This is a genomic window from Micromonospora sp. WMMD735 (assembly GCF_049178995.1).
Taxonomy (GTDB): domain Bacteria; phylum Actinomycetota; class Actinomycetes; order Mycobacteriales; family Micromonosporaceae; genus Micromonospora; species Micromonospora wenchangensis.
Genome location: NZ_JBMHMJ010000002.1, coordinates 549,956 through 575,511 on the forward strand (window position 1 = coordinate 549,956; position 25,556 = coordinate 575,511).

A 25,556-nucleotide genomic window follows, 5' to 3' on the forward strand; every position below is an offset into this window, starting at 1 on the left:
TTCGGAGGGTGGGAGCCGGCCGCTCAGGCCGCGCCGCCGTCATCCGACGCGGCGGTGCGGCGCAGCTCGCGCAGGACGCCGTGGCGGCGCAGGGCCCAGGCGAGGCGGGGAACGCTCGGGTGCCGGACGAACAGCACGGCGGCGCGGCGGACCAGGCCGACCCGGTCGGCGTCCACCTGGTTCTCGACCACCTGCCAGACCAGCTCGCGCACCCGGGCGTCGTCCAGCACCGCGCGTACCTCACGCCGCACCCGGGGGTCCTCGGCCGCCGAGGTTACGGCGGCAGCCAGACCCGGCCGGTCGGCACGCGGACGCACCACCGCCGCGAGGAGAGGACGGCGTACCGCGTCGCGTTCCAGCAGCAGCAACACCGCCTCCCGGATCTCGGTGGTGTCCAGGCTGGACCGCAGCAGCCGCAGCAGGCTGCGTTCCACCTCGCGGTCGTGGTCCGGGACGGAGAGCGTGGCCAGCAGCAGCGCCACCTCGTCGAGGTCGATGACGTGGCGCACCCCGTCGCGGAACTCCGGTAGGCCCCAGGCCGCCTGTAGGGCCGTCACGAGATCGCGGTTCACGGCCCTCCGCTACCCGCGACCGGCAACCGGCGAAACCCCGACCCGTCGATCCACCGCGTCGGCCGCCGCCCCGGAACCGGTTGGCCCGGGCGGCCGCGACGGCATCAGGGGTGGGGCTCCACTTCCGGGGCAGGGGAAGTGGTCCGCGCCCGGGTCAGGCGGCCGCCTGCCGGGGGCAGAGGATCGGGTGCAGCAGCCGGGACAGCTCGTCGACGTCGGTGACGGGTCGTCCGAAGCTCACCCTCGCCCGTCGGACCGCACCGGGCCGGCCGTACGCGACCGTCAGGCCGTACCTGTCGATCCGGACCACCCGGGGCGACTCGGCACCGGAGAGCTTCAACTGCCGGCGCAGGTGGGCCGCGACCTGTTCGGCGTGGTGGTCGGCGAGGTCGGCCAGCAGGTCCGCCTCGGCGGCGTGCAACGGGTCGGGCTCGGCCTGCGCGTACGCCTGCGGGTCGATCGGGCGCATGCCGTCGGTGCGTTCCCAGCGGGCCTCGGTCACCGCGAACCGGTGCAGCCGGAACCTGCTGCCCACGTCGAGCAGGTCGCCGGTGGGCCGGGTGGCGGCGAAGTCCATCGCGGCCTGCCGCGCCGCGTCGCCGTGGAGGCGTTCGGCCCAGCCGGAGACCCAGGCCCGGCCGAGCGAGGGGGCGTCGGCGGTGGGTGGCAGGTCGAGCACGTCGAGGACGGTGGCGACGTCGGTGTCCCCGGCCGGCGGCGCGAGTGCCGTGGCGAGGTCGCTGGACGCCGGCACCAGCAGCAGCACCCGGCCGGCCGGGTCGGTGGCGTGCCTGACCTGGCGCGGGCCGGTGCTGCCGGGCAGGTGGGCGAGGGCGGGCAGGTGGCCCGCGACGAGGGTGCGCACGATCTCCGCCGGGCTGGGTCGCATGATCCCGATCTCCTCAACATAGGTTAGCCTTACCTAACTCGCAGGCTAGACCATCCGATCGGAGACGTCGAACGTGAACCACCCCCGTCCCAAGGCCCGGCTCTCCCGTGCCCTCGGCATCCCGCTGACCCGCAAGTGCGTTCGCTACTTCGAGCGGCGTCCCTACCCGCCGGGCGTACACGGCCGCAACCGGCGCAAGACCTCCGACTACCAGGTACGGCTGCTGGAGAAGCAGCGGTTGCGCCACCAGTACAACGTCAGCGAGGCACAGTTGCGCCGCACGTTCGACGAGGCCGCCCGGGGTGTCGGGAAGACCGGCGAGTCGCTGGTCGCCCTCCTGGAACGGCGACTCGACGCGCTGGTGCTCCGGGCCGGGCTGGCCCGCAGCATCTACCAGGCACGCCAGCTCGTCGGGCACGGCCACTTCACGGTGGACGGACGCAAGGTCGACCGGCCCTCGTACCGGCTGCGGCCCGGCCAGGTGGTCGCGGTCCGCGAGCGCAGCCGCACCCTGCCGCCGTTCCAGCTCGCCGCCGCCGGCGCGCACGCCGACGACCGTCCCCGGCCGTACCTGTCGGTGGAGCTGACCGCGCTGCGCGCCACGCTGCTGCGCGAGCCCGCCCGGCACGAGGTGCCGGTGATCTGCGACGAGCAGCTCGTGGTGGAGTTCTACTCCCGCTGAGCGGTCAGCGGCGGCCCGGTCCACCGCCCGTGCCGTGGTCGCGGTACGGGCGGGTCGCCGCCGACCACCGCGGACCCCGGCGCGTCGCCGGGCCGGGTCGGCGTGTCGTCGGCGCGGGCGTTCCACGCCGCCCACAGCCGGGCGTAGCTGCCGTCCGCCCCGATCAGCTCGGCGTGCCGGCCACTCTCGACGATCTCGCCACGGTCCATGACGACGATGTGGTCCGCGGTCACGGCCTGGGTGAGGCGGTGGGCGACGACCAGGGCGGTGCGTCCCGCCAACGCCGCGGCGGCGGCCTGTTCGAGGTCACGCGCCCCCGCGCTGCCGGCTTCCGCGGTCGCCTCGTCCAGCACCACGACCGCCGGGTCGAGCAGCACCACCCGGGCGAGCGCCAACTGCTGCGCCTGCGCGGCGGTCAGCGGGTGGCCGCCCTCGCCGACCACGGTGTCCAGCCCGTCAGGGAGGGCGAGCGCCCAGGACAGGGCGCCAACCCGGGCCAGGGCGACGGTGAGTTCCTCCGGTGAGGCGCCGGGGCGGGCCAGCCGCAGGTCCTCGGCGAGCGGACCGGCGAACACGTGGGTCTCCTGGCTGACCAGGGCGATCGTCCGGGCGGGCAGCTCGGCGACGGGAACGCCGCCCAGGGTGGCCACGCCGTTGCCGGGGCGCAGGACCCCGGCGGCGATCGACGCGACGGTGGTCTTCCCGGCACCGGTGGAGCCGACCAGCGCTACCACCCGGCCCGCCCCGACCCGCAGCGAGACGTCGCGCAGCACCGGCGTCGCCCCGTCGTAGCTGAAACTGACGCCGTCCAGCACGAGGTCGTGCGTCGCGGGCGCGGTGCCGCCCGCGCGACGGTCCGGGTCCGAGCGCAGCACCCCGACGAGGCGGGCCAGGCTGGCCCCCGCGTCCTGGGCCTTGTCGAAGGTGACCATCAGTTGCAGGACCGGGCCGAACAGCCGGTGCAGCAGCAACGCGGCCGCCGACACCTCGCCGAGGGTGACGGCTTCCCGGCGTACGAGCAGGAACCCCACCACCAGCACCGACCCGAGCCCGGCCAGCTCCGCTCCGTTGATCCGTCCCACGAACCGGGTGTAGAGGGCGAACACGCTCGTCGAGAGGTCCCGGGCGCGGGCGGAGGCGTCCGCGATGCCGCCGAGGTGGCGGTCCTCCAGCCGGTAGGCGTGCACCGTGCTGATGCCCTGCACGCTCTCGACGAACCGTTGGGACCGCTGGGCGATGGCGACCCGCTCGGCCGCGTAGGCCGGTGCGGCCCGGGGGAGGTACCACCGCGACGCGAGTACGTAGAGCGGGACGGCGACCGCGCCGGCCAGCCCGAGCCGCCAGTCGATGCCGACGATCGTGCCGAGGCTGATCGCCGCCAGCAACAGGGCCGAGACCAGGGTGGGCAGCACCTCGGTGACGGCCCGGTCGATGGCGCTGACGTCTGCGCCGACCCGCGAGACCAGGTCGCCCCGCCCTGCCCGGTCGAGCACCGCCACGGGCAGCCGCAACGCGACGTCCAGGGTGCGTTCGCGCAGGTCGGCGAGGATGCCCGCGCCCAACCGGCGGATCAGGTGGGCGCTGATGCCGGTGGCCAGGCCACCGACGACGGCGGCGGTCGCGATGAGCACGGCGACCGGAACGAGCACCCCGGTGCCGCCACCGGCACGGACCCGGTCGACCAGCAGGCCGAAGGCGTAGGCGGGGACGATCGCGGTGGCGGCGGCGAGCAGTCCCACGACCAGTGTGCCGCAGGCGGCGCCCCGGCGGGTCCGCAGTTGCGCGCCGAGCCACGCCCTGCTCTCGCGGGGGCCGGCCACGGGCAGGGTGGGGGGCGTCACCGCAGCACCGCCCGGCGGTAGCTGTCGTCGTCGGCGACGAGCTCGGCGTGTGTCCCCTCGGCGGCGACGACCCCGTCGGCGACGAACACGACCCGGTCGGTGGCGGCGAGCAACGTCGGACTGCCGGTGATGACGACGGTGCCGTAACCGCCGTCCGACCCGTGCCGCAGCGTCCGGATGCCGTCGGCCACGGCCTGTTCGGTGACCGCGTCGACGGCGGTGGTCGGGTCGTGCAGGACCAGCAGCGGCGGCCCGGCGAGCAGCGCGCGGGCGAGCGCGACGCGTTGCCGCTGGCCGCCGGAGAGGTTCGCGCCGCGTTCGGTGACCGGCATCCGCAGGCCCGCCGGATGCAGGTGCGCCACCTCGTCGGCGGCAGCGGCGCGCAGGGCTGCGTCGAGCCGTCCGTCGCCGTCGTTGTCGCCGTCGTGCAGGGTGACGTTCGAGGCGAGGGTGCCGGTGAACAGGTCGGTGCGGTGCGGTTCGCTGTGCAGCAGGTGGCGCGCCCGGTCCCGGTCCACGGTCTCCAGCCGTTCGCCGCCGAGCAGGACGTCACCGGTATGGCCGTCGGGCACCGCCAGCAGCCGCGCCAGCGCCTCGGCGTCCGCCGGCCGGGGGGCCACCACGCCGACGAACTCCCCGGCGCGGACGTGCAGGTGCAGGCCGGTCAGCGGGCCGTACGTCACGTCGGTCAGGCGCAGCTCGCACCCGTCGGGCACGGCGGTGCCCGGCGGCAGGACCACGTCGGCCCGCAGGACGGCGGCGACCCGGTCCGCCGCCGCGCGGGCGGCAGCCGTCCAGCCCGGTACGACCGCGAGCACGCCGAACGGTTCGACGAGGAACTGCGCGGAGCCGATCACCGTGATGAACTGGCCGACGGTGATGCGGCCGGTCAGCGCGAACCAGCCCGCCATCAGCGCGATGCCCCCGGCCAGCAGGCTGCTGAGCATGGTGGACGCGCCCAGGTACGCGTTCTGGGTCCGGGAGGCGCGCAGGGTGGCGGCCAGGCTGTGCCGGCTCACCCGGCGGTACCGCCCGGTCCCGGCGTCCTGCGCGCCGATGCCGCGCAGCGGGCGCAGCCCGGTGACCAGGTCGGTGGCGAGCGCGCTGGCCCGACCGGCCTGGTCCTGCTGTTCCTTGACGCGCCTGGCGATCAGCGGGGCGGTGCGGGTGAGGACCGCCAGCACGACCGGGATGGCGATCAGCACGGTCAGCCCGAGCGGCGTCGAGATCAGCAGCAGCGCGACCGCACTGACCGTGACCGCCACCAGGGCGCTGGTGACCCGCGGGATGTGGTCGAGCAGGTAGGAGGTGTACTCGGCGTCGGTGGTGGTGACCGCGAGCAGGTCGCCGGTGTGCCGCCCGGTGCGCAGCACCCGCGGGTGGAGGATCTTCGCCGCCAGTTCGACCCGTAGCTGGTGGCCCTCCTCGGCGATGGCCCGTTGCAGGTTCCGCGCGCCGAAGCGGTACGTCACCACCAGGACGAGATAGACCAGCGCCAGGGTCGCGGTCCAGGCGAGCAGCGCGGTCATCGCACCGGTGGCCACGGCCCGGTCGACGATGACGCCGACGAGGATCGGCACCAGGGCCGCGCAGAGCTGGTAGACGCCGGCCAGCGCCGTGCCGGTCCAGAGGCGTCGCCCGTTGCGGGCGACCGCCCGGCGCAGGACCGCAGCGCCGGTACTGACCTTGCTCACTACGGAGAACCCCCTGGTCAACGGCTCAGGAACGTGGAGTACTTTACCGATCAAGTTTTAGGTAAGCCTGTCCTTACTATGTGAGTTGGAGTACTCCGTATGCGCCCCACCCGGCTGCTCACCGGAATCGTCGCGGTCGCCACCACGCTCGCCCTCGCCGCCTGCGGCGGGTCCTCCGACGCCGACGAGAAGCCCGCCGCGTCCGGGTCCGGGTCCGCGACGGCGACCTTCCCGCTGACCGTCACCCACGCGCTGGGCACCACCACGATCGCGAAGAAGCCCGAACGGGTCGCCACCGTCAACTGGGCCAACCACGAGGTCCCCCTCGCCCTGGGCGTCGTCCCGGTCGGCTACGCCAAGGCCAACTTCGGCGACGAGGACGGCGACGGGCTGCTGCCCTGGGACGCCGCTCGGCTCAAGGAACTCGGCGCGTCGACCCCGGTGCTGTTCGACGAGACCGACGGCATCGACTTCGAGGCGGTGGCGAACACCAGGCCGGACATCATCCTGGCCGCCTACTCCGGCCTGACCAAGCAGGACTACGACACCCTGAGCAAGATCGCGCCGGTCGTCGCGTACCCGCAGGCACCCTGGGCGACGTCCTGGCGCGACAGCATCACGCTGGAGAGCAAGGCCCTCGGCCTGGCCGCCGAGGGTGACGCACTGATCGCCAAGATCGAGAAGCAGATGAAGGACGAGGCCGCCCGCTACCCGAAGCTGGCCGGCCGGTCGGCGATGTTCCTGACCCACCTCGACCCGACCGACCTCAGCAAGATCAGCTTCTACACCACGAACGACACCCGGGCCCAGTTCTTCACCGACCTCGGCATGAAGCACCCGGAGAGCATCGCGAAGGCCTCCGCGACCACCAAGGAGTTCAGCCTCACCCAGAGCGCCGAGCAGGTGCAGAACCTCAGCGACGTGGACATCATCGTGACCTACGGTGACGCCGCCGGCACCACCCTGGCCACCCTCCAGAAGGACCCGCTGCTGTCCAAGATCCCTGCGATCAAGCGCGGCTCCTTCGTCTCCCTGCCCGGCAGCACCCCCGTCGCCACCGCCGCCAACCCGACGCCGCTCGGCGTGTCGTACGTCCTCAAGGACTACGTCGACCTGCTCGGCAAAGCCGCCGACAAGCTCTGATGACCGGTGCAACCACCTCCGGGCCGGACGTCGCCCTGCGGCGACGCCCGGCCCGGACCCGCCTGACCTGGCTCCTGGTCGTCCTCGGCGCGCTGGCCCTGACCCTGGTCGCGTCGGTGGCCTTCGGCTCCCGGGTCGTCGGGTGGGCCGACATCACCGCCGCGCTCGGCGGCACCCAGGACACCCTCGACCAGGCGGCCGTGGTCAAACGCCTGCCCCGTACGGTGCTCGCCGCCCTCGTCGGCGCGGCCCTGGCCCTGTCCGGCGCGGTGATGCAGGGCGTCACCCGCAATCCGCTCGCCGACCCGGGCATCCTCGGGGTGAACATGGGCGCGATGCTGGCCATCGCGGTCGGCCTGGCCACCGTCGGCCTGTACACCGCCACCGCGTACATCTGGGTCGCCATCGCCGGGGCGGCGCTGTCCTCGCTGTTCGTCTACGCCGTCGGCTCACTCGGTCGCGGCGGCGCCACCCCGCTCAAGATCGCCCTGGCCGGGGCGGCCACCTCCGCCGCCCTCGCGTCGCTGGTGGCCGCGGTCGTGCTGCCGCGCGGCGACATCGCCGAGAACTTCCAGTCCTGGCAGGTCGGCGGCGTCGGCGGGGCCAGCTGGGACAGCATCGGCCAGGTCCTGCCGTTCCTGGCCGCCGGGCTGGCCGTCTGCCTGCTGTGCGCCCGGGCCCTGAACTCCCTCGCGCTCGGCGACGACCTCGCCGCCGGCCTCGGCGAACGCGTCGCCCTGGTGCGGGGGATCGCCGCCGCCGGCGCGGTGGTGCTCTGCGGCGCGGCCACCGCGGTCGCCGGGCCGATCGCCTTCGTCGGCCTGATCGTCCCGCACCTGTGCCGGCTGCTCGTCGGACTCGACCACCGCTGGCTGTTGCCGTTCGTGACCCTGGTCGGCGCCGCGCTGCTGACCGTCGCGGACGTCGCCGGACGGGTGGTGAACCGCCCCGACGAGATCGAGGCCGGCATCATCACCGCCCTGATCGGCGCCCCGTTCTTCATCTACATCGTCCGCCGGCAGAAGGTACGCGAACTGTGAGCACCACGACCCTTCAGGCCGTCACCCGCGGCCGGGTCCGGCGTAGCCGCCGACGACGCGCCGTGCTCGCCGCACTCACCCTGGCGGTGGCCGTCATGGTCGTCGTCTCGCTGATGGTCGGGCGGACCTTCTACCCGGCCGGCGACGTGCTGCGGGTGATCCTCGGCGAGACCGTGCCCGGCGCGTCGTTCACCGTGGGTGAACTCCGGCTGCCCCGCACGGTCCTGGCCCTGGCGACCGGTCTCTGCTTCGGCATGGGCGGGGTCACCTTCCAGACCATGATGCGCAACCCGCTCGCCAGCCCCGACATCATCGGCATCAGCTCGGCGGCGAGCGCCGCCGCGGCCTTCGCGATCATCGTGCTCGGGCTGGACGAGACCGGCGTCGCGGTCTTCGCCATCGTCGCCGCACTCGGCGTCGCCGTGCTCATCTACCTGCTGTCGTTCAAAGATGGCGTGGCCGGCACCCGGCTGGTGCTGATCGGCATCGGCATCGCCGCCATGCTCAACAGCGCCACCGCGTACATCCTCAACCAGGCCGGCCAGTGGGACCTGCAGGCGGCGACCCGCTGGCTCAACGGCAGCCTCAACGGCTCCACCTGGGACGAGACGGTGCCGGTGCTGGCCGCCCTGGCCCTGTTCGGCCCGGTGCTGCTGAGTCGGGCGCGCAGCCTGACCATGCTGCAACTCGGCGACGACACCGCCGCGGCGCTCGGCACCCGGCTGGAACGTACCCGGCTGGTCTCGATCGTCGCGGCCGTCGGTCTGATCGCGTTCGCCACGGCGGCCACCGGGCCGATCGCGTTCGTGGCCTTCCTGGCCGGGCCGATCGCCGCCCGGCTCGTCGGGGCCGGCGGCTCACCGTTGGTGCCGTCCGCCCTCGTCGGCGCGCTGCTGGTGCTGGTCGCCGACTTCATCGGCCAGTTCGCCTTCGACATCCGCTTCCCGGTGGGGGTGGTCACCGGGGTGCTCGGTGCCCCGTACCTCATCTACCTGCTCGTCCGCACGAACCGCGCCGGAGGCTCGCTGTGACCACCGACCACGCCCTGACGACCGAGAAACTGACAGTCGGCTACGGCGACCGGGTCGTCATCGAATCGCTCGACCTGCTCGTGCCGCCCGGCCGGATCACCGCGATCGTCGGGGCCAACGCCTGCGGGAAGTCGACGCTGCTGCGGTCGATGTCGCGGCTGCTCGCCCCGCGCACCGGTCACGTCATGCTCGACGGCCGCCAGGTGCACCGGACACCGGCCAAGGAACTGGCCCGTACCCTCGGCCTGCTGCCCCAGTCACCTGTCGCGCCGGAGGGCATCACCGTGGCCGACCTGGTGGGCCGGGGCCGCAACCCGCACCAGCGGCTGCTGTCCCGCTGGAGCCGGGACGACGACCGCGCGGTCGCCGCCGCCCTCGACGCCACCCACACCGCCGACCTGGCCGACCGGTCGGTCGACGAACTCTCCGGCGGCCAGCGCCAACGGGTGTGGATCGCGATGGCGCTGGCCCAGCAGACCGAGCTGCTGCTGCTCGACGAGCCCACCACCTTCCTCGACGTCAGCCACCAGGTCGAGGTGCTCGACCTGCTCACCGACCTGAACGCCACGCGCGGCACCACCATCGTGATGGTGCTGCACGACCTGAACATGGCGGCCCGCTACGCGGGCCACCTCATCGCGCTCGCCGACGGCGGCCTGCACGCGGCCGGACCGCCGGCCGAGGTGCTGACCGAGGAGTGCGTACGGGCCGTCTTCGGCCTGGACAGCCGGGTCATCGTCGACCCGGTCTCCGGCCGGCCGCTGATGCTGCCGATCGGCCGCCACCACGTCCGCGCCGCGCGCGCCTAGCCTTCACCGCCCGGCGGTGGACCGTCCGGGCGCGCGGTCGGGCGGTTCGCCCGCACACTCCACCGCCCGTCCGTGCGGATGAGGCGGATCGGATGGTCGAAACACTTGCTGACCTGGTCGCTGGTGAGGACCTCGTCGGCGGGGCCCGACGCCAGGGGGCGTCCGTCGCGCAGCAGCATGACGTGGGTCGTCCCGGGAGGAAGTTCCTCCAGGTGGTGGGTGACCAGGACGGACGCGAGCTGCGGACAGGTCTGCTGCAGTGCGTCGAGCCGCTCGATGAGCTGTTCCCGGCCGGCCACGTCGAGGCCGGTCGCGGGCTCGTCGAGCAGCAGCAGCCGGGGCCTGGGCATCAACGCGCGGGCGATGAGCGTGCGGCCCCGTTCCCCCTGCGACAGGGTGGGCCACCGCGCCCCGCGCCGCTCACCGAGGCCGAGCAGGCCGGTCAGCCGGTCGGCCTCGGCGACCTGCGCAGGCGTCGGCTCCCACCGGGGAACCCGGTCGTTGGTGTTGGTCAACCCGGTCAGCACGACGTCGTGCACGGTGAGCGGGGAACCCGGGTCGTGCCGTGGATTGACGTGGCCGACGTAGGAACGCAGCTCCCGCAGGTCGACCCGGCCCAGCCGGTGCCCGAGCACCTCGACGGTGCCCCGGGTGGGATGGGAGACCGCCCCGAGGAGGCTGAGCAGGGTGCTCTTGCCCGCCCCGTTGGCACCGAGCAGCGCCCAGTGCTCGCCGGCCCGTACCGTCAGCGAGACCTCGGACAGGATCGGCCTGCCGTCGCGGACGACGGCCGCGTCCGTCACGGACAGCACCGGCGGCGCGGTCACGGGGAAACCCTGCGGCAGCATGCGCAGACCGTAACAACAGCTCCCGGCGTCAGCCCGGTCGAATCTCCCGGGGTGGGACGGCCCCGCCGCGCACCCGCGCACCGTCGTGCTGCTGCTGACCATGGTCACCGGTGGGCTGCTCGCCGTGGCGTACCTCGTCGGGCTGCTCGTGCTCCCCGTCGTCCCGACGGTCGCCGACTACGAACGCCGGCGGGACGCGCCCCGGGCCGGCTGAATGACAGACGGGCGGTGGAGCTGGCCCGGGAACGGTCCGGCCCAGGGCGGGGCAGCCCTGGGCCGGATGAGTGCCGCGTCGTCGATCAGGCGATCTTGATGTCGCTGCACCACATGTAGGTCTGGTCCGCGTGCGACGCCTTCCAGATGAAGAACAGGACGTGGCTTCCGGAACGCGACGACGGGATCGAGACGTTGAACGAGATGTTCTGTGCCGGCGCGTACCGCCCGGTCGTGGTGATCAGGTCCAGGTTGCCCCACCCGACCTTCTGGGTGGCCGGGTTGAACCCCTGCTTGGTGACGTAGACCCGGAAGAAGTCCGCACCGTGGCTGGCCTGGTCGTACATCTGGACGGTGAGGTTACGGCTGACGGTGGTCGCCTTCCACGCCCCGGGCGTGTTCAGCGAGTTGTTCCGGGACAGGGCGTTGCTGCACAGCTGCCCGTCCGGGGTGCTCGGCTGGTACTGGCCGGCCAGGCCGTCGCGCAACGCGCTCATCCAGTTCCACATGGTGTCCGGGTTGGCCTGCCACGCCTGCCAGCACATCGGGTCCTGCTGCTGCATCGCGGGGTTGGTGTGCTGGCTGCCCCACGTCTTCCAGCACTGGTACGCCCGGGTCGCCGGGTTGATGATCGTCCCGTGCGCCTGGGCGGGGCTGGTCATGGGCAGCGTACCGACCACCATGGCGAACATCAGGACGAGCGCCTGGAGGGACCGGCGGACGGTTGACCGGGGACGTCCACCGGATTGGTCGGACTGGTGTGAACGCACTGTTCATCCTCCATTCGTCGGTACGAGACATCGGAAGGCGAATGCTCCCGAATCCACTGTGGCACCAATGACGCAAAATATCAACGTTGATCGATGTTTAGTGGGATTGGATCGAGCTGTCGGATGTGGTCGAGCTGTCCGAGATCACCGGATCGACGACGGGCACGGCGGACCGGGGACACGGCATCACCGCGGATCGGGTGCCGGGTCCGGTGGCCGAAAACGGCCGCTACGACGCCCGGCGCGTCACAGCTTGGCGGCGGCGTCGTAGCGGCGACGCAGGTCGGCCATCTCGGTCGCGCCGAGCGACTCCTGCTGCGCCATCGTCGCGTACGCGGGCGGGAACATCTCCCGGAGCCGGTCGACGAACCTGACCTCCGCCGTCGCCTCGACGACCCTGATTCCCGGAGGATCGGTGGACATGTCCATGATCAGCGGGCCGGCCAGCTTGACCGCCACGTCCCAGGGGCGCTTCTGCTCGGCGATCCCGCACAGGTGGAAGCCGTAGACCGTCCGGACGTCGGCGAACGTGGTGGCCCCGGCCGGCTCGAAGCCGTAGACGCGGACCCCGCAGATCACCGGCGGCTTCTCCGCGCCGGCACCCTGCTGGGCGTCGTGCCCGGCGTGCTGGTGCTGGGCCGGGTCCGCCCGTTCGAGCGTGGTACGCATCCGGGCCACGATCTGCGCCGGCAGATCCGCCGGCTCCGCCCTCGTGCTGCTCCGGTTGGCCAGCACGACCGTGCCGACCGACACCACCAGCAGGACCACCGCCACCCACACCAGGCGGTGCCGGTACCACGCGGAACTCTCTGGGGAACTCATCGCTTCTCACCTCGTCGCCGGTTCTGGTGCTGGCGGACCGACCGCTGCCGGGGCGTCGGACGCGCCGGTAGTCGGGGACACGTGCCGGGGTGCGCACGGCAGGCTCAGGTGCCTGTCGTGGCGGGATGCCCGTCGTCAGGACGATGGCCCGGCGCGGTGACGTGCGGACGTCCGCCAGGGTGGCGTGCCACCCGTACCGCGGTGCTCCCGTGCTGGCCGTGCTCAGCACGGTTGCCCCCGTGCTGCGGCGATATGAGCCATTCCAACACGTCTGGAGTCGCTCTGGCAACATTGACGGGTGTCAGTGGCGGTTCGGCCCGATCGTCTCCGCAGGTGAGGACGCCGGAATCGATTCTCCACGCCCCGGCGTCCGGTGCGCGCCCGCGCCCGTCATCCGGGGCCGGCGTCGCCCCGGCCGTGGTCGCTGCCGGCGCAGCGGACGCCCGTCAGCCGGCACAGCGCGGCGAAACCGTCCGGTGTGCCCGGCCAGTGCCGGCGCAGCGCACCGACACCCGCCCGGCGGACCACCGAGCGCAACACCGCGACGACGAGGATCGCGTCGTCGGCGTATCCGAGGACCGGGACGAAGTCGGGGATCAGGTCGATCGGGACGACCAGGTACGCCAGCAGCAGGCCCAGACGCACCCGGACGCCGCGCGGCAGGGTGGTGTCACCGGCCAGCCGCCGCAGCAACCGCACCAGGTCGGGCAGGATACGCAGCGCCTCGGCCAGCAACGGGCCCTGCGGTCGTACGATCAGCAGACCGACCAGCAACGCCACCCACGAGACCGCCACCGCGACCGCGCCACCGACCAGGATGTCCGCGACCATCCGCGCCGCCCCCTTCCGCCGCACCCGTCCGCGCGGCCAGGGCATCGTCGCAGAGTCCCGCCGGGCCCGTCGGTCGACGCGGCACCGGTGGCCGGACCGGCCGACACCCGGGGAGGGTCACCGCGATGGACGAGGCGATCCCGACCGGCAGCGACCGGACGATCCTGATCGTCGTCCGGGGGAACTCGGGGGCGGGCAAGAGCAGCATCGCCCGGCAGTTGCGGCTGCGGCACGGTCGTGGCTGCGCCCTGGTCGAGCAGGACTACCTGCGTCGGGTCGTGTTGCGGGAGCGGGACCGGCCCGGTGGGCTCGCGCCCACCCTCATCGGGCAGACGGTCCGGCTGGCCCTCGACCACGGCTACCACGTGATCCTCGAAGGTATCCTGCACACCGCCCGGTACCGGCGGATGCTCACCGCGCTGCGCGACGGTCACCGGGGCAGGACGGTGTTCGTCTATCTCGACGTCTCGTTGCCCGAGACCCTGCGACGACACGCGACACGTCCGCAGGCCACGGAGTTCACCGCGGACGACATGCGGGGCTGGTACGCCCCGCGTGACCTGCTCGGGTACGACGACGAGGCCGTCCTGCCCGAGACGACCCCGCTTCAGGAGGCGGTCCGGCGGATCGCCGCCACCGCCGGCCTGCCCCTGACCGGGGGTGACGCCGACTTCCTCCCGGTGCGGCCCTGAGCACCCACCGTCTGCGTCCAGGCGACGGTGGACGGTGACTGCTCCTAGGCTGGTCGGGTGCGCGAGGACGAACTACGGGACCTGGTCCGGGGCGACGGGTGGTTGATGCGCGCCCTGCGGGTGGTCCGGGACACCGGCCTGCCGGACGCGTGGATCGGGGCGGGGGTCGTGCGGGACCTGGTCTGGGGCCGACGGTACGGCCACGGCTTCGACCCGTCGGCGGTACGGGATGTCGACGTCGTCTTCCTCGACCCGACCGACCTGACCCGCGCCAACGACGACCGGGCCACCGCGCGACTGGCGACGGCCTGGCCGCAGCCGCCGTGGGAGGCGAAGAACCAGGCCGCCGTGCACACCTGGTACCCGGCGACGTTCGGCGGCGACCCGGTGGCCCCGCTGCGGACCATCGCCGAGGCGGTCGCCACCTGGCCCGAGTACGCCACCGCCGTCGCGGTACGCCTGCTCGCCGACGACCGGATCGCGGTCTGCGCGCCGTACGGCCTGGACGACCTGCTCGACGGGGTGTGGCGGCACAACCCGACCCGGGCCGGCCGCGAGGTGTCCCGACGCCGACTCGCCCGCCAGCGCCCGGCGGCACGCTGGCCCGGCGTACGGGTGGTCGACCCGGCCGCCGACGACCGGTGAGCGGGTTGCGGAGGTCCCCTGTCCCACCCTCGCCGTCGTGGATCTGCACCCGGTGGTGTGCCGTGCCCTGTGCGCCGTCACCTGTGTGCTGTGCTGGGCATGCGGTGTATGGCCGGGGAATCGAACCCCCGCGCCTGCCTCCGGCGCGCCAGGAGTGAGCCGGGATACCCGCCGGCTCTCGGGTCGGTGCACGCCTCCACGTCGGCTACCTGCTCCGCAACCCGTCAGTCCAGCAGGTCGACCTCCCAGTTGGCCCGCTGGATCAGCGTGTCGACCTCGCGGATCTGCCGGGCGAGGTCGTCGGCCTGGCCACGTAGTTGCGCCACCGGCAGCGCCGGGATCATCCTCAGCTCCGAGCGTAGCTGCCGGAACCCCCGCTGACCCTCACCGGCGGCGGCGTTGGCCGCGGAGGTGACCACGCCGTGCCGCAGCCGGAGCACGTCGCGGCGGGCCAGGGCGTCGGTGAGCGTGCCGCCGTCGACCACGGTGGCGGCGTTGGTGCGGTTGATCCGCCGGATCAGCGTCTCCAGCTCACCGAGCACCCCGCCGGCCTCGGTCAGCAGCGCCGCCGCGTCCTCCGCCGGTGTCTCGCCCTCCTGGAACCGGGCGCTGGCCACGATGCGGGCACGGAGTTGCTCGGCGCGGCGCGCCGCATCCGCGCGCAACGCCAGGGCCTCGGCGAGCTTCATGCCCGCCAGTATGACCGGCGAAGATCACCGCCGCCGCCCATTTCGCCGACGCCGGGGGAGACCGCGCCGCCGACCGACCCCGGGGGAACGTCGGGGTGGCTGGGTACGATGCCCGGCGTGCCTCTCCCCGCAGACCTGCGTGACCTGCTGAAGGACCCGTCGTTCTGGTCGGCCTACGAGCGCGCTGAGGGCGACGACGGTGATGACGACGACGAGCGCTGGGAGGACCATCCCGGGTGGACGCTGACGGCCGACGTCGGCGACGGTCACACCCTCGTCCTGGAGATCGACATCGATCTCGGCATGCTCAACCTCGGGGTGTGCCCGCCCGGCGTGACCGAGCCGCTGCAGCTCGGCTGGGACGACGACGCGCATCCCTTCCCGCACGCCCTGCGCTGGGACGAACTGGACCTGGTCGCCCGGGCCGTCGCGTTGCGGGACCCGGACCTGCCGCATCCCGGCCCGCTGCTGGCGCTGGTCAGCAGGTTCGTGCTGCTCGGCGAGCACGACGACCTCGACGCGGTCACCCCGCTGCTGGCCGCCGCCTTCGGGACCGGTCCCGACGACGCCGCCTACTGGCCGACGGTCCGCTCCTGGCTGTACCGGTGCGACGGGCGCGGCAGAGGCGTCACCTGGCAGCGCGACGACGCCGGCAACTGGACCGTCGAGCAGGACGAGGACCAGGGCGGCGACTTCACGCTCTACAGCCTGCGCGGCCCGGGGTCGGAGTTCCCGTTCGACGCCTGGCGTGACCTGCTGGCCGCCGCCGGGCGTACCGTCGCCGCCGCCGTGCCCGTGCCGGCGCGCGACGCCCTCGGTGACCTGCCGGCCCGGGCCGTCGCCGACCGTGACCTGAGCCTGGCCGCGCAGACCGGCCGGACGCTCGCCGCCGCCGGCGTCGGGCATCCGGTGCTCCTGCGCGGACTCGCCGAACCCGCGCACCCCGCCGAGGTCTGCTGGATCCTCGAAACGGTCACCGGCGCGCCGCAGGGCTCCCTCGTCGCCAGGTGGTTCGGCCCGAGCGCGCTGCGCTCGGCCCGTCGCCACCGGCTGAGCCTGCACCTGGAGGTCGGCGGACGGTCCGACCCGCGCGGGTACGCCACCACGGTGACCCGCGACCTCGACCGGGCGCTGCGCGAGCGCGGACTGGGCCACGCCGGGCAGGGCGGCAGCAGCATGCGCCGGGACGCCTCCGGCGGCTACGTCACCCACGCCGTCAGCGTGGACATCGCGGTCTTCGACGATCTCGCCGCCGGCACCGACCTCGTCCGGCACACGCTGCTGCGCCACGATCCGGCACCGGAGACCGTGCTGCGCCACCACGGGGGCACCGAGGCCGTGGTGGCGCTGCGGTGACCCCGGCGGGTCGACAAACGGGCGACCCGCCGCCCGCCGGACGGCACTATGCTGCGACCAGTCCCCGTCGAGCAGGGAGATGACGTGTCGCGTCGTACCGGTAGGCCCTCGTATCTGCTGGCCGCGTCGGCGTCACCACGCCGCCGGCTGTCCCGGCTCGCCGTCGTCGCCGCGATCGGGCTCGTCGTCGCCCTCGTCGGCGGCGGCATCGGCTATGCGGTCGGTCGACCGGACGCCACCGAGTCGACCATCGCCGACCTGCGCCGGGCCGAGGCGAGGCGGGACGCCCAGCAGATCACCGAGCTGACGGCCACCGCCCGACGCCTCCGCGACGAGATCACCCCCGTGCTCGACGCCCTGCGGGCCGAGCCGACCGCCGACCAGCAGCAGGCACGTCAGTGGCAGCAGACCCTGCTGCGGGCGGCGGAGCCGTTCGCCAACCCGCCGTCGGGCAGCACGGCGACCAACGTGGCGCGCGGCGGCCTGCGCGGCGCGGTGGAACAGACGTCCCTGGCCGTCGAGTCGTACCTCCTCGCGGTCACCGGGCCACCCGCGCAGCGGGCGGCGCTGACGGCACTGGCGAAACGGCAGGCGGAGCAGGCCGCCGCCGCCTGGTCCGTCGCCGCCACCCAACTCGACCAGGTCAACGTCGACGCCGGCCACGGCCACCAGCACGTCTATCTGGACGGCGACCAGCACGACGGCGCCGAAGAGGGCACCGGCGGGTGACCGGAGCGACGGAACTGCTCGCCGAACGGTTGCTGCGGGCCGGGATCGGTGACGTCGTCACCGTCGAGCCGGTGAGCGGTGGTCTCGCCGCGCTCGCCGGGATCGCCCACCGCAGGGACGCGCCGCCGGTCTTCGTCAAGACCTTCGCCGAGGCGCCCGACGGCGACGCCTTCGTCGCGGAGGCCGAGGGGCTGACGGCCCTGCGGCAGCAGGGTGGGCTGGCCACCCCCGACGTGCTCGTGGCGAACCACGAACTGCTGGTGTTGTCGCTGCTGTCGCCGAGGCCGCAGGACGGGGCGTTCTGGGAGCGGTTCGCGCACGCGCTGGCCCACCTGCACACCAGCACCGTCCACCCCCGCTTCGGCTGGCACCGGGACAACTGGTTGGGGCGTCGCCGGCAGGTCAACACCTGGGCCGACGACGGCTTCGCCTTCTTCGCCGAGCACCGCCTGCTGCGCTGGCTGGGTGAGCCGAGGGTGCGGGCGGCGCTCGACGCCACCGACCGGGCCGCGGTGCAACGGCTGTGTGCCCGGCTGCCCGAGCTGCTGCCGGACCGGCCGGCCTGCCTGACGCACGGCGACCTGTGGTCGCAGAACGTGTTGTCCACCGGGGACGGACGGGCGGCGTTGATCGACCCGGCGGTGTCGTACCTGTGGGCCGAGGTGGACCTAGCGCACCTGTGGACCACGGCGGCCCCACCGGAGTCGGATCGGTTCTTCGCCGTCTACGCCGAGCTGACCGGCCTCGACGCCGACTGGCGGGACCGCATGCCGATCATCCAGTTGCGGCAGCACCTGGCGGTGCTGGCCCAGTTCGACGACGACTGGGGTGCCGCCGACACGATCCGGGCCACCCTGGCCCCGTTCCGGTCGCGGGCCTGACCGGCCCGGGGCCGGGTGTCGCCGGTCACGACTGCGGCACCCCGGGCGGCTGCCGGTCCGGCCAGAACGGCCATTCCTCGAACGACCGGCACCGCCCGTCGTCGGCGAAGCGCATCACCCACAGGTCGCGGTACTCCTGCGTGACCGGGTCGCCGTAGTGGACCTCGTGGCGGGACACGGCGGTGTCGCCGTCGACCGCGACGACCGTGCTGGTCATCCGGAAGACCTCGTCGGGGCCGTCGCGCTGTTCCTCCCACATCCGGGCGATGGCCGGCAGGCCCACCACGGGGGTCAGATAGGGCCCCTGCTGGTAGCTCGCGTCCTCGGTGAAGAGCGTGACCAGGGTGTCCGTGCCCGGCGTGCGCCAGGCCCGCTCGTAGCCGACGAGCCAGTCGTCGACCTGCTTCCTGTCCATGTGCCCCACCCTGCCATCCGACCGGCACCCGTACCCGGGTTGCCCGCGCTCCGGTGGGCCGGCAGCCGGGGGTGGGGCAGGTCACCCTGACGAACTGTACCGGCTGGTCGGTACAGTTCCGGCGTGATCACGTCCTCGACCCCGGTTCCCGCTCCGGTGCTGTCCACCCGCCGCCGGTGGGCGGCGCTGGCCGTGCTGGCCGCGGCGGTGCTGCTGCTCGCCGTCGACGGGACGGTGCTCTCGCTGGCGGTTCCGGCGCTGACCGCGAGCCTGGCGCCGACCGCGGAACAGGTCCTCTGGATCGGCGACGTCTACTCGCTGACCCTCGCGGGGCTGCTGGTGCTGATGGGCAACCTGGCCGACCGGTTCGGGCGAAAGCGGGTCCTGCTGGTCGGTTCGGTGGCGTTCGGCGCGGCGTCGCTGCTGGCGGCGTTCGCCCCCAGCGCACCGGCGCTGATCGGGGCCCGGCTGCTGCTCGGTGTGGCCGGCGCGACGCTGATGCCGTCCACCCTGTCGCTGATCCGCAACATCTTCACCGACAGCGGGGAACGGACCCGGGCGATCGCCATCTGGTCCACCGCCTTCGGCGCCGGGTCGGCGGTCGGGCCGCTGGTGGGCGGGTTCCTGCTGGAGCACTTCTGGTGGGGCTCGGTGTTCCTCATCAACGTGCCGGTGATGGTCCTGGTGGTGGTCTCCGGCCTGCTGCTGCTCCCGGAGTCCCGCGACCCGCGACCGGGCCGCTTCGACGTGCTCTCCGCCGTGCTGTCCATGGCGGCGGTCGTGCCGCTGGTGTACGCGGTCAAGCACGTGGTCGGGGCCGGCGTCGACGGCGTGACGGTGTCCTGCCTGCTGGTCGGCGTGACCGCCGGGGTGCTGTTCGTGCGGCGGCAGCGGCGGCTGGAACAGCCCATGCTCGACGTCGAGCTGTTCGGCAACCCGGCGTTCCTCGGGGCGGTCGTCGCCAACGTCATCGCCATCTTCGCGCTGGTCGGCATGTTGTTCTTCTTCTCGCAGTACCTCCAGTTCGCCAGGGGGTTCGGCCCGTTGCAGGCGGGCCTGGCCGAGTTGCCCGCGACCCTGGCCTCGATCGTCGTCGTCGTGATCATCGCTGCGGTCGTGGCCCGGTTCGGCCGGGGCCGGGCCATCGCGCTCGGCCTGGGCCTGGCCGCCGCGGGGCTGGCCGGGGTGGCGGTCGCCGCGCACGCGCCGTACCCGTGGCTGGCGTTGGCGCTCGTGCCCATCGGCCTCGGTATCGGGCTGGCGATGACCCTGACCGGCGACGCCATCATCTCGGCCGCGCCCCCGCGCAAGGCCGGTTCCGTCTCGGCGATCACCGAGACCGCCAACGAACTCGGCGTGGTGCTGGGCATCGCGGTGCTGGGCTCCCTGCTGTCGCTGGTCTACCGGCACGCGGTGAGCGTTCCGTCCGGGCTGCCGGCCGCCGACGCGGCCCGGGTCCGTGACTCGCTGGGCTCGGCGTTGCAGGTGCTGCCGCCGCAGGCCGCCGCCGGGGCGCGGGACGCGTTCATCACCGGCGTGCAGGTCACCTCGTCGCTCGCCGCGGCGCTGACCCTCGGCGCGGCGGTGCTGGCCTGGGTGCTCATCCCCTCACCGCGCCCCACGCGGCCGTAGGTACGGTGTCGCCGTGGGACGCACAGCCGGCCGGTCGCCGCAGGACACCCGACGTGCCCTGCTGGACGCCGCCGCGGACGTCGTCCGCGCCCGGGGGATCCACGCCTCGCTGGACGACATCGCCCGCTTCGCCGGCGTGTCCAAGGGCGGCCTGATCTACCACTTCGCCAGCAAGGACGACCTGATCCTGGAACTGGCCCGCGACCAGCTCGCCTCCTTCCAGGCCGGCATCGACGCCGCGTTGGACCCCAGCGACACCGCACCGGGACGGCTGACCCGGGCCTACCTGCGCGCGTCGGTCGCCCCCGCCGACGACGACGCCGCCGTACGCGCCTCGATGGCGCTGGTCACCCAGCTCATGACGCTGCCCGCGGTCGCCGAACTCGCCCGCGCCGACGCGGAACGGCTGGCGGCGGCCCTCGCCGCCGACGGGCTGCCCGCCGACGTGCTGGCGCTCGTGGTCGCGGCGGCGGACGGCATGGGAAGCGCGCCCCTGTGGGGGGCCCCGACGCACACCCCGGCCCACCGGCGACTGTTGGAACGGCTGCTGCACCTGACCCGGCACCCGCACCTGTGGGAGACGCTCACGCCCTGAGCCGGGCGACCCGCGCGGCCCGTCACGGCCGCGCCGTCGGCGGCTGTCGACGTCCCGCCACAGGCGGTATCCTCATCCACTCTCGTCGATCGGCGAGGTGGTTTCGTTCCGCTCCGCACACCCTTCGGAGGCACGATGAGGTTCCGCACCGCCCGTACGCTCGGCGCACTCACACTCGTACTGGGAGCCGTCGCCGTACCGGCGACCCCGGCCGCCGCGCACGACACCGCCGACGCGATCGCGGTGTACCCGCCGATCCAGGGCTCGTCCACCTGGAACAGGTTCGGCGGGTCCGGGCCGGCCAACCACCACATCGTGTTCGGTAACTGGGGCTACACCAACGACTGGGCGGTCGACATCTACCGCAACCCGGGGGCCACCGTCGTCTCCCCGTTCGGCACCAAGACGGCGGCCGGGCACCCGGTCGCGGTCACCGTGGTCACCGTCCGTCCGGGCTGCGCGACCGGCAACCTCGCCGACGGCGGCTACCGGATCGGGCTGGAGGCCCGGGACACCACGACCGGCGGGGTCGTCGGCCGGGCGGACGTGATGCACGTGAACAACAAGCCCGGCGGTGTGGTCGTCGGCGCCTCGGTCGGCCCGTGGACCAAGCTCGGTGAGACCGGCCGGTTCCGGTACTCCAGCTGCTACCAGGTCAACGGGGACAGTGGCGCGCACATCCACCTCGAGGTGATCAACCAGCACCGGTACTCCTGCTACGTCAACCGCGCCGCCGACACCGCCCTGACCGACCTGACCGTGGTCGGCCGGATCGGCGTCCACTACTCCGGTCAGCGCGCCGTCTGCTGACGACGGCCGGCGGCGCGACGACCGGTCCGTCACCGACGGTCGACGTCGCCACCGCCCGCCGGGGCCGGGCCGTGCCGGACGCTGTCGGTTGGTCGGCAGTGTCCGGGCACGGACAGTGGCCGTCAGGTGACGCCGGGTCCCGCCCATGATGGGTCACGTCGACGTGCCGTCGCGACAGGCCGGCGCACGGGACACCCCGGTCAGGAGGATGGGCATGCCGTTCGAGGTCGACTTCAACTGGGCATCGCAGGCCGTCATCGAGACGGTGGCCGTGCCGTTCCCGTCCCTGGAGACACCACCCGGCGTGGTCGTCGCCGACCCCGCGGTCCCGCAGTTGGCGTTCCAGCAATCCGGCCCGGTCACGGTCACGATGCTCGGCAGCGGCCGGTGGAACCGCGACACCAGCTACCGGTTCAACGCCGGCTGCAACCAGGAACCGCACCACGCGGCGGCGATCGGTGAGGTCGGGGTACTCGCCGCCGCGGAGGCGCAGCGGTTGGAGGAGTGGTTCCTCCAGCGGTATCCGAACTCCAGCCCGGAGGTGCTGAAGAACGGCGGGAAGTGGAACCTCACCCTCAAGCGCAACGGTGCGGTCTTCAACTTCCACGTCGGCGTCCACGACTGAGATCTCGCGTGCGGGCGCGGGGCGGCCCGGCCGCCCCGCGCCGGCCTCCCGGGGGCCTGCCCGAACGGTGGATCAGCGATCGGCCACTGTGGATCTACGATCGGTCACAGTCCCGTCACCCCTGCGGAAGGACCCCCATGCCCCAGCCGATGCGCCGCCGGTTCACCCGACTCGCGGTGGTCGCCACCGCGGCGGCCGCCGTCAGTTTCACCGTCCAGCCGGCCCCGGCCGCCGCCGTGCCGTTCGAATGGAACGGGGCCTTCGCCACGTACGAGGAGTGCGAGCAGTGGCGCATCGACGCCAGCTACTGGGGTGAGGCGGGCAGCAGTTGCGTCTACCGCACCCTGCCCGACAGCCAGTACAACGGCTGGTACTTCCGGGCCGCGATCGCGGGCTGAGCCCCGACGAACGGTCCGTCCACCCCCGACCACCGCCTGCCGCAGGCCACCGCCTCCGGTACGCCGAACGGGCGGTCACCCCGGTGCGGGTGGCCGCCCCGGGGCACCGCCCGGGTCAGCTCTGCTGGTAGTTGACGGCGGCGAACCCGCACGGCCGGTGCAGGTGCAGGTAGTAGGCGCCCTCGCCGTACTCGTCCAGGTCCGCGCCGCCGACCAGACCGACGTAGTCCATCGGCTGCCGGCACCCGGGGCAGTCGGGGTGGTCGGCGTCCTGGATCCAGTCGGGCCGGCCGCCCAGCGTCGAGCCGCCCCGGTCCCACGCGCTGGCCTGGTAGGGGCTCTGCCGGACCTCCCCGGGGACGGGCAGCAGCGCGGGCGGATCCTCCACCCCGGCGGGGCCGAGATGGTCGGGGCGGGTGTTTCCGGTCCACCACTCGGTGCCGCCGTCCGGTGTGACCCGGCTGTACAGCGTCGTGTAACAGGCGCAGAAATGGCACGTCCCGATCACCAGGCGGCCGGACCAGCCGGTGTGCGCCAACGCGACACCGACGGCGGGGTCCGCCGGGTCGAGGTCCGCAGCCGTCCACAGCGGCGACGCGCACCACGGGCAGTTCGCCCCGTCCGGCCGCCGTGGTGCCTCGCGCATGATCCACCGGTACGCGGTGTCACCGCACAGGTCGCGCCGGTGGCCCTGCGGGTCGACCGTCCAGCCGCCCTCGGGCGCGTAGTCCAGGATGTCGACGTGCAGCGCGTCCGCGCCGGGCGGGGGCTGTGCCGACCAGCGACGCAGGGCGTCCTCGGCCAGCGGGTGGGCGGTGTGCGCCAGGGCGACCAGCAGGTGGTTGAGCTGCTCCGGCGTCCGCCCCCCGTCGACGCGCGCGACGATCCGACGGACCACGTCGGCGTCCGCCGCCCGGTACAGCTTTCCCGGCCACAGCACATCGTGGTCGAGCAGCGAACTCAGGTGCGGCGTCAGCCTGCCCGGCTCGGCGTCCGCGACCAGGGACAGCTCCTCGACCGCCTCGTCGTCACCGACGGACACCTGCCGGACCAGCTCCTCGATCATGGGGCGATGCTAGCCAGCCGGCACCCGGCCCGCCGCGGGGCACCGGCCCTGCTCACACCGTGAACGCCGGTCCGGGCCGACCGATGCCGATCCGGCCGTTGGTCGGGCGGTGCTCGAACGTCACCCCCAGCTCCTCCTCCCAGCACCGCATGATGTCCTGCTCACCCTCCCGGTCGATGTCGTCGAGCACCACGGCGAAGTCCGCGGCGAACCGCGCGGCGAAGAAGGGCCCGGCGGGATGGCGGGCGTGCGCGTTCGCCGCCCGGTAGGCGGGAGGGCCGTCGACAAGGAGCAGGTCGACGGCCCGGCCCGCGGTCATCTCCGCGAGGCGGCGCTGCTCGTACCAGGTCGACTCCTCGTCCGGCCAGCGGGACTCGACAGGTGTCAGGGGGGCGTGCACCACGGTCACCACGTCGCCGAGACCCTCGCCCGCCAGCTCCTGACCGAGCAGTTCCGCCCAGCGCTCGTCGTGCTCCACGGTCCACAGGTGCCCGCCCCGCTGCCGCAGCAGCCGGCCGATGTAGAAGGTGGAGACGCCACCGCCCAGCTCGACGACGCACCGCCGCCGGTTGACCATGATCTCGTTGAGCACCGCGACCACCCCGCTCGGTCGCATGGCGCTCGCGCTCCACGGCAGGTACGTCAGCGACAGCGGGGCCAGCGCCTGCATGGCCAGCAGGTCGTTGCGTTGGAGTTCGTTGCGTTGCAGCGACGGACGGTGGCGCTGCTCGTACTCCGGTCGCGCGGTCACCGTGGCACCATCCCCACCAGCCAGGAGGGCAGCAGACCCTCGTCGAGCAGGTCCAGCACCACCGTCTTGGCCAGGGCGGAGGCGAAGTGCACCTGGGCCGCCCCGCTGGGCGTGCGCAGCCGCGACAGGAGCCGGGAACGTTCCCGCCGGTAGCTCGCCGACTGCCTGCCGTGGGTGCGGAAGTCGTCAGTCCAGCGGTTCAGCTCGCAGAAGTTGGTGACCCTCGGCGCGAAGTTCTCGAACAGGACGGCCCCGTGGTCGAGCCCGACGGTGTCCGGTTCGAGAAGCTGCACGAGGGTCCAGTAGTACTGGTCGCTCGTGCCGTGCAGCCGGTCCGTGTCGACCTGGTGCGCCCGCAGCCGGTTCAGCAGCGGGAACCGCCCGCTCGGGGGGTCCGGATACGCCGCGCACAGGGCGAGGAGGTCACCGGCGGGCCCGAGGAAACCGCCACTGTTGAGATACGGGTACGGGCCGACGGGCGGGTCCTCGTGCAACGCGAGACCGACGGGGCCCATCGGCCAGCTGTTCGGCTCGGCGCTGAACACGATCCGCTGCGCGAAGCCCGCGTACGCCGTGCGGATGTACTCCTCCCCGCGCAGCAGGAGCGTGTCGTACGCGTCGGTGAACAGCACCAGCTCGTCCCGTGGGACGTGCCGGGCCAGGTGGTCGGTGAGCAGCGCCCGCTTGTCCCGGGGCCGGAACCCCCGCTGCCGGCCCTCCAGGACGACCAGATCGAGCCCCACCGCCGCGCAGGACGGCGCCAGCAGCCGCTGCAGGAAGGGGTGTTCGAGGTCGGTGGCGATGGTGATGACCCTCATGGTCGGCGTCCAATCGTGCTGACGGTTCGTGCCGTTGGACCACACCGGCTGCGCCCTGGTGCCCGACCGGTGGGCCGGGGTCGGACCGGCTGCCAAACTATCGATCCACGATGGTCGTTGTCGACCCGTGGCATCGTCCCCGGCCCTGTCCGAGAGCTGTCGTCGAGCCGTTCTCAAGGACGGCCACCGCCGGGCACTGCCGGCCGGGACCCCGCGCCGACGGTTCCGACCGGAAGGCGAGCGGGTCTGCCCACCGGCGTCCGTGGTTT

The 25,556-nt window shown here is 73.4% G+C and carries 29 protein-coding genes; 16 read left to right on the forward strand and 13 right to left on the reverse strand.

The window, feature by feature from the left end:
• Positions 1 to 23 precede the first annotated feature (23 nt).
• Both ACN268_RS02445 and ACN268_RS02450 read right to left on the reverse strand, forming a co-directional pair.
• Entirely contained in the window at positions 24 to 572 is a 549-nt protein-coding gene (locus ACN268_RS02445) for a hypothetical protein (RefSeq protein ID WP_421481507.1), read from the reverse strand.
• Between the two features lie 154 nt (positions 573 to 726).
• The gene (locus ACN268_RS02450; RefSeq protein WP_421481508.1) at positions 727 to 1,461 is read right to left on the reverse strand and encodes a DUF2470 domain-containing protein; all 735 of its coding nucleotides are present in this window, start codon (positions 1,459 to 1,461) and stop codon (positions 727 to 729) included.
• 73 nt (positions 1,462 to 1,534) lie between these two features.
• Between ACN268_RS02450 and rpsD the strand changes: the two genes are divergently transcribed.
• Positions 1,535 to 2,143 (forward strand): 30S ribosomal protein S4, encoded by a 609-nt coding sequence (rpsD, locus tag ACN268_RS02455; RefSeq protein ID WP_421481509.1) that lies wholly within the window; start codon positions 1,535 to 1,537, stop codon positions 2,141 to 2,143.
• Here rpsD and ACN268_RS02460 read toward each other — a convergent pair.
• Both ACN268_RS02460 and ACN268_RS02465 read right to left on the reverse strand, forming a co-directional pair.
• Positions 2,131 to 3,984: an ABC transporter ATP-binding protein gene (locus tag ACN268_RS02460; RefSeq protein WP_421481510.1), complete on the reverse strand. Its 1,854-nt coding sequence runs from the start codon at positions 3,982 to 3,984 to the stop codon at positions 2,131 to 2,133. The two genes, rpsD and ACN268_RS02460, sit on opposite strands and share 13 nt — an antisense overlap.
• Positions 3,981 to 5,678: an ABC transporter transmembrane domain-containing protein gene (locus ACN268_RS02465; RefSeq protein ID WP_421481511.1), complete on the reverse strand. Its 1,698-nt coding sequence runs from the start codon at positions 5,676 to 5,678 to the stop codon at positions 3,981 to 3,983. The genes ACN268_RS02460 and ACN268_RS02465 overlap by 4 nt, the downstream gene beginning before the upstream one ends.
• A 99-nt stretch (positions 5,679 to 5,777) precedes the next feature.
• Here ACN268_RS02465 and ACN268_RS02470 point away from each other — a divergent pair, with 99 nt between their 5' ends.
• Genes ACN268_RS02470 through ACN268_RS02485 form a run of 4 tightly spaced genes read left to right on the forward strand, consistent with a single transcriptional unit; the run spans position 5,778 to position 9,701 of the window.
• Positions 5,778 to 6,821, forward strand: a complete 1,044-nt coding sequence (locus ACN268_RS02470) for an iron-siderophore ABC transporter substrate-binding protein (RefSeq protein WP_421481512.1) — start codon at positions 5,778 to 5,780, stop codon at positions 6,819 to 6,821.
• Positions 6,821 to 7,861, forward strand: coding sequence for a FecCD family ABC transporter permease (locus ACN268_RS02475; protein WP_421481513.1), 1,041 nt, complete (start codon positions 6,821 to 6,823; stop codon positions 7,859 to 7,861). Before ACN268_RS02470 ends, ACN268_RS02475 begins: the two co-directional genes overlap by 1 nt.
• Positions 7,858 to 8,892, forward strand: a complete 1,035-nt coding sequence (locus ACN268_RS02480) for a FecCD family ABC transporter permease (protein ID WP_421481514.1) — start codon at positions 7,858 to 7,860, stop codon at positions 8,890 to 8,892. Before ACN268_RS02475 ends, ACN268_RS02480 begins: the two co-directional genes overlap by 4 nt.
• Entirely contained in the window at positions 8,889 to 9,701 is an 813-nt protein-coding gene (locus ACN268_RS02485; protein WP_421481515.1) for an ABC transporter ATP-binding protein, read from the forward strand. The genes ACN268_RS02480 and ACN268_RS02485 overlap by 4 nt, the downstream gene beginning before the upstream one ends.
• Here the strand turns inward: ACN268_RS02485 and ACN268_RS02490 are convergent.
• Positions 9,698 to 10,549 (reverse strand): ABC transporter ATP-binding protein, encoded by an 852-nt coding sequence (locus tag ACN268_RS02490; protein ID WP_421481516.1) that lies wholly within the window; start codon positions 10,547 to 10,549, stop codon positions 9,698 to 9,700. The two genes, ACN268_RS02485 and ACN268_RS02490, sit on opposite strands and share 4 nt — an antisense overlap.
• 85 nt (positions 10,550 to 10,634) lie before the next feature.
• Here ACN268_RS02490 and ACN268_RS02495 point away from each other — a divergent pair, with 85 nt between their 5' ends.
• Positions 10,635 to 10,763 (forward strand): hypothetical protein, encoded by a 129-nt coding sequence (locus ACN268_RS02495; protein ID WP_421481517.1) that lies wholly within the window; start codon positions 10,635 to 10,637, stop codon positions 10,761 to 10,763.
• An 85-nt stretch (positions 10,764 to 10,848) separates the two neighbouring features.
• Here ACN268_RS02495 and ACN268_RS02500 read toward each other — a convergent pair whose 3' ends face one another.
• The 3 genes from ACN268_RS02500 to ACN268_RS02510 all read right to left on the reverse strand — a co-directional run bounded on the left by ACN268_RS02500 (position 10,849) and on the right by ACN268_RS02510 (position 13,230).
• Positions 10,849 to 11,424 (reverse strand): lytic polysaccharide monooxygenase, encoded by a 576-nt coding sequence (locus tag ACN268_RS02500; protein WP_421481518.1) that lies wholly within the window; start codon positions 11,422 to 11,424, stop codon positions 10,849 to 10,851.
• Between the two features lie 354 nt (positions 11,425 to 11,778).
• The gene (locus ACN268_RS02505; protein ID WP_421481519.1) at positions 11,779 to 12,354 is read right to left on the reverse strand and encodes a hypothetical protein; all 576 of its coding nucleotides are present in this window, start codon (positions 12,352 to 12,354) and stop codon (positions 11,779 to 11,781) included.
• Between the two features lie 390 nt (positions 12,355 to 12,744).
• Positions 12,745 to 13,230 (reverse strand): YkvA family protein, encoded by a 486-nt coding sequence (locus ACN268_RS02510; protein WP_421481520.1) that lies wholly within the window; start codon positions 13,228 to 13,230, stop codon positions 12,745 to 12,747.
• Positions 13,231 to 13,310: 80 nt separating this feature from the next.
• Between ACN268_RS02510 and ACN268_RS02515 the strand changes: the two genes are divergently transcribed.
• A complete protein-coding gene (locus ACN268_RS02515) occupies positions 13,311 to 13,877 on the forward strand; it encodes a kinase (protein WP_421481521.1) in 567 nt (188 codons plus the stop codon).
• Positions 13,878 to 13,934: 57 nt separating this feature from the next.
• A complete protein-coding gene (locus ACN268_RS02520) occupies positions 13,935 to 14,522 on the forward strand; it encodes a nucleotidyltransferase family protein (protein WP_421481522.1) in 588 nt (195 codons plus the stop codon).
• 224 nt (positions 14,523 to 14,746) lie between these two features.
• Here ACN268_RS02520 and ACN268_RS02525 read toward each other — a convergent pair whose 3' ends face one another.
• On the reverse strand, positions 14,747 to 15,211 hold the full coding sequence (locus ACN268_RS02525; RefSeq protein WP_421481523.1) for a DIP1984 family protein: 465 nt from the start codon (positions 15,209 to 15,211) through the stop codon (positions 14,747 to 14,749).
• Positions 15,212 to 15,328: 117 nt separating this feature from the next.
• Between ACN268_RS02525 and ACN268_RS02530 the strand changes: the two genes are divergently transcribed.
• The 3 genes from ACN268_RS02530 (at position 15,329) to ACN268_RS02540 (ending at position 18,177) form a co-directional block, all read left to right on the forward strand.
• On the forward strand, positions 15,329 to 16,567 hold the full coding sequence (locus tag ACN268_RS02530; RefSeq protein ID WP_421481524.1) for a hypothetical protein: 1,239 nt from the start codon (positions 15,329 to 15,331) through the stop codon (positions 16,565 to 16,567).
• A gap of 84 nt (positions 16,568 to 16,651) precedes the next feature.
• Positions 16,652 to 17,296 carry a hypothetical protein gene (locus ACN268_RS02535; protein WP_421481525.1) on the forward strand — a complete coding sequence of 215 codons (645 nt, stop codon included), beginning with the start codon at positions 16,652 to 16,654 and terminating at the stop codon, positions 17,294 to 17,296.
• Complete coding sequence (locus tag ACN268_RS02540; RefSeq protein ID WP_421481526.1) at positions 17,293 to 18,177, forward strand: fructosamine kinase family protein; 885 nt, start codon at positions 17,293 to 17,295, stop codon at positions 18,175 to 18,177. Before ACN268_RS02535 ends, ACN268_RS02540 begins: the two co-directional genes overlap by 4 nt.
• A 25-nt stretch (positions 18,178 to 18,202) precedes the next feature.
• Here the strand turns inward: ACN268_RS02540 and ACN268_RS02545 are convergent, their stop codons facing one another.
• On the reverse strand, positions 18,203 to 18,592 hold the full coding sequence (locus ACN268_RS02545; RefSeq protein ID WP_421481527.1) for a YybH family protein: 390 nt from the start codon (positions 18,590 to 18,592) through the stop codon (positions 18,203 to 18,205).
• 123 nt (positions 18,593 to 18,715) lie between these two features.
• On the opposite strand from ACN268_RS02545, the gene ACN268_RS02550 reads away from it, so the two are divergent.
• From ACN268_RS02550 to ACN268_RS02570, 5 genes are all read left to right on the forward strand, one after another.
• On the forward strand, positions 18,716 to 20,224 hold the full coding sequence (locus tag ACN268_RS02550; RefSeq protein ID WP_421481528.1) for an MFS transporter: 1,509 nt from the start codon (positions 18,716 to 18,718) through the stop codon (positions 20,222 to 20,224).
• Between the two features lie 13 nt (positions 20,225 to 20,237).
• On the forward strand, positions 20,238 to 20,819 hold the full coding sequence (locus ACN268_RS02555; protein WP_421481529.1) for a TetR/AcrR family transcriptional regulator: 582 nt from the start codon (positions 20,238 to 20,240) through the stop codon (positions 20,817 to 20,819).
• Between the two features lie 135 nt (positions 20,820 to 20,954).
• On the forward strand, positions 20,955 to 21,629 hold the full coding sequence (locus ACN268_RS02560; protein WP_421481530.1) for a hypothetical protein: 675 nt from the start codon (positions 20,955 to 20,957) through the stop codon (positions 21,627 to 21,629).
• 214 nt (positions 21,630 to 21,843) lie between these two features.
• Positions 21,844 to 22,254, forward strand: a complete 411-nt coding sequence (locus tag ACN268_RS02565) for a hypothetical protein (RefSeq protein WP_421481531.1) — start codon at positions 21,844 to 21,846, stop codon at positions 22,252 to 22,254.
• Positions 22,255 to 22,391: 137 nt separating this feature from the next.
• The gene (locus tag ACN268_RS02570) at positions 22,392 to 22,652 is read left to right on the forward strand and encodes a hypothetical protein (RefSeq protein WP_421481532.1); all 261 of its coding nucleotides are present in this window, start codon (positions 22,392 to 22,394) and stop codon (positions 22,650 to 22,652) included.
• 115 nt (positions 22,653 to 22,767) lie between these two features.
• Here ACN268_RS02570 and ACN268_RS02575 read toward each other — a convergent pair whose 3' ends face one another.
• Genes ACN268_RS02575 through ACN268_RS02585 form a run of 3 tightly spaced genes read right to left on the reverse strand, consistent with a single transcriptional unit; the run spans position 22,768 to position 25,287 of the window.
• Positions 22,768 to 23,718: a hypothetical protein gene (locus tag ACN268_RS02575; RefSeq protein ID WP_421481533.1), complete on the reverse strand. Its 951-nt coding sequence runs from the start codon at positions 23,716 to 23,718 to the stop codon at positions 22,768 to 22,770.
• Positions 23,719 to 23,770: 52 nt separating this feature from the next.
• Positions 23,771 to 24,469, reverse strand: a complete 699-nt coding sequence (locus tag ACN268_RS02580; protein ID WP_421481534.1) for a class I SAM-dependent methyltransferase — start codon at positions 24,467 to 24,469, stop codon at positions 23,771 to 23,773.
• A complete protein-coding gene (locus ACN268_RS02585) occupies positions 24,466 to 25,287 on the reverse strand; it encodes a glycosyltransferase domain-containing protein (protein WP_421481535.1) in 822 nt (273 codons plus the stop codon). The genes ACN268_RS02580 and ACN268_RS02585 overlap by 4 nt, the downstream gene beginning before the upstream one ends.
• Positions 25,288 to 25,556: the final 269 nt, after the last annotated feature.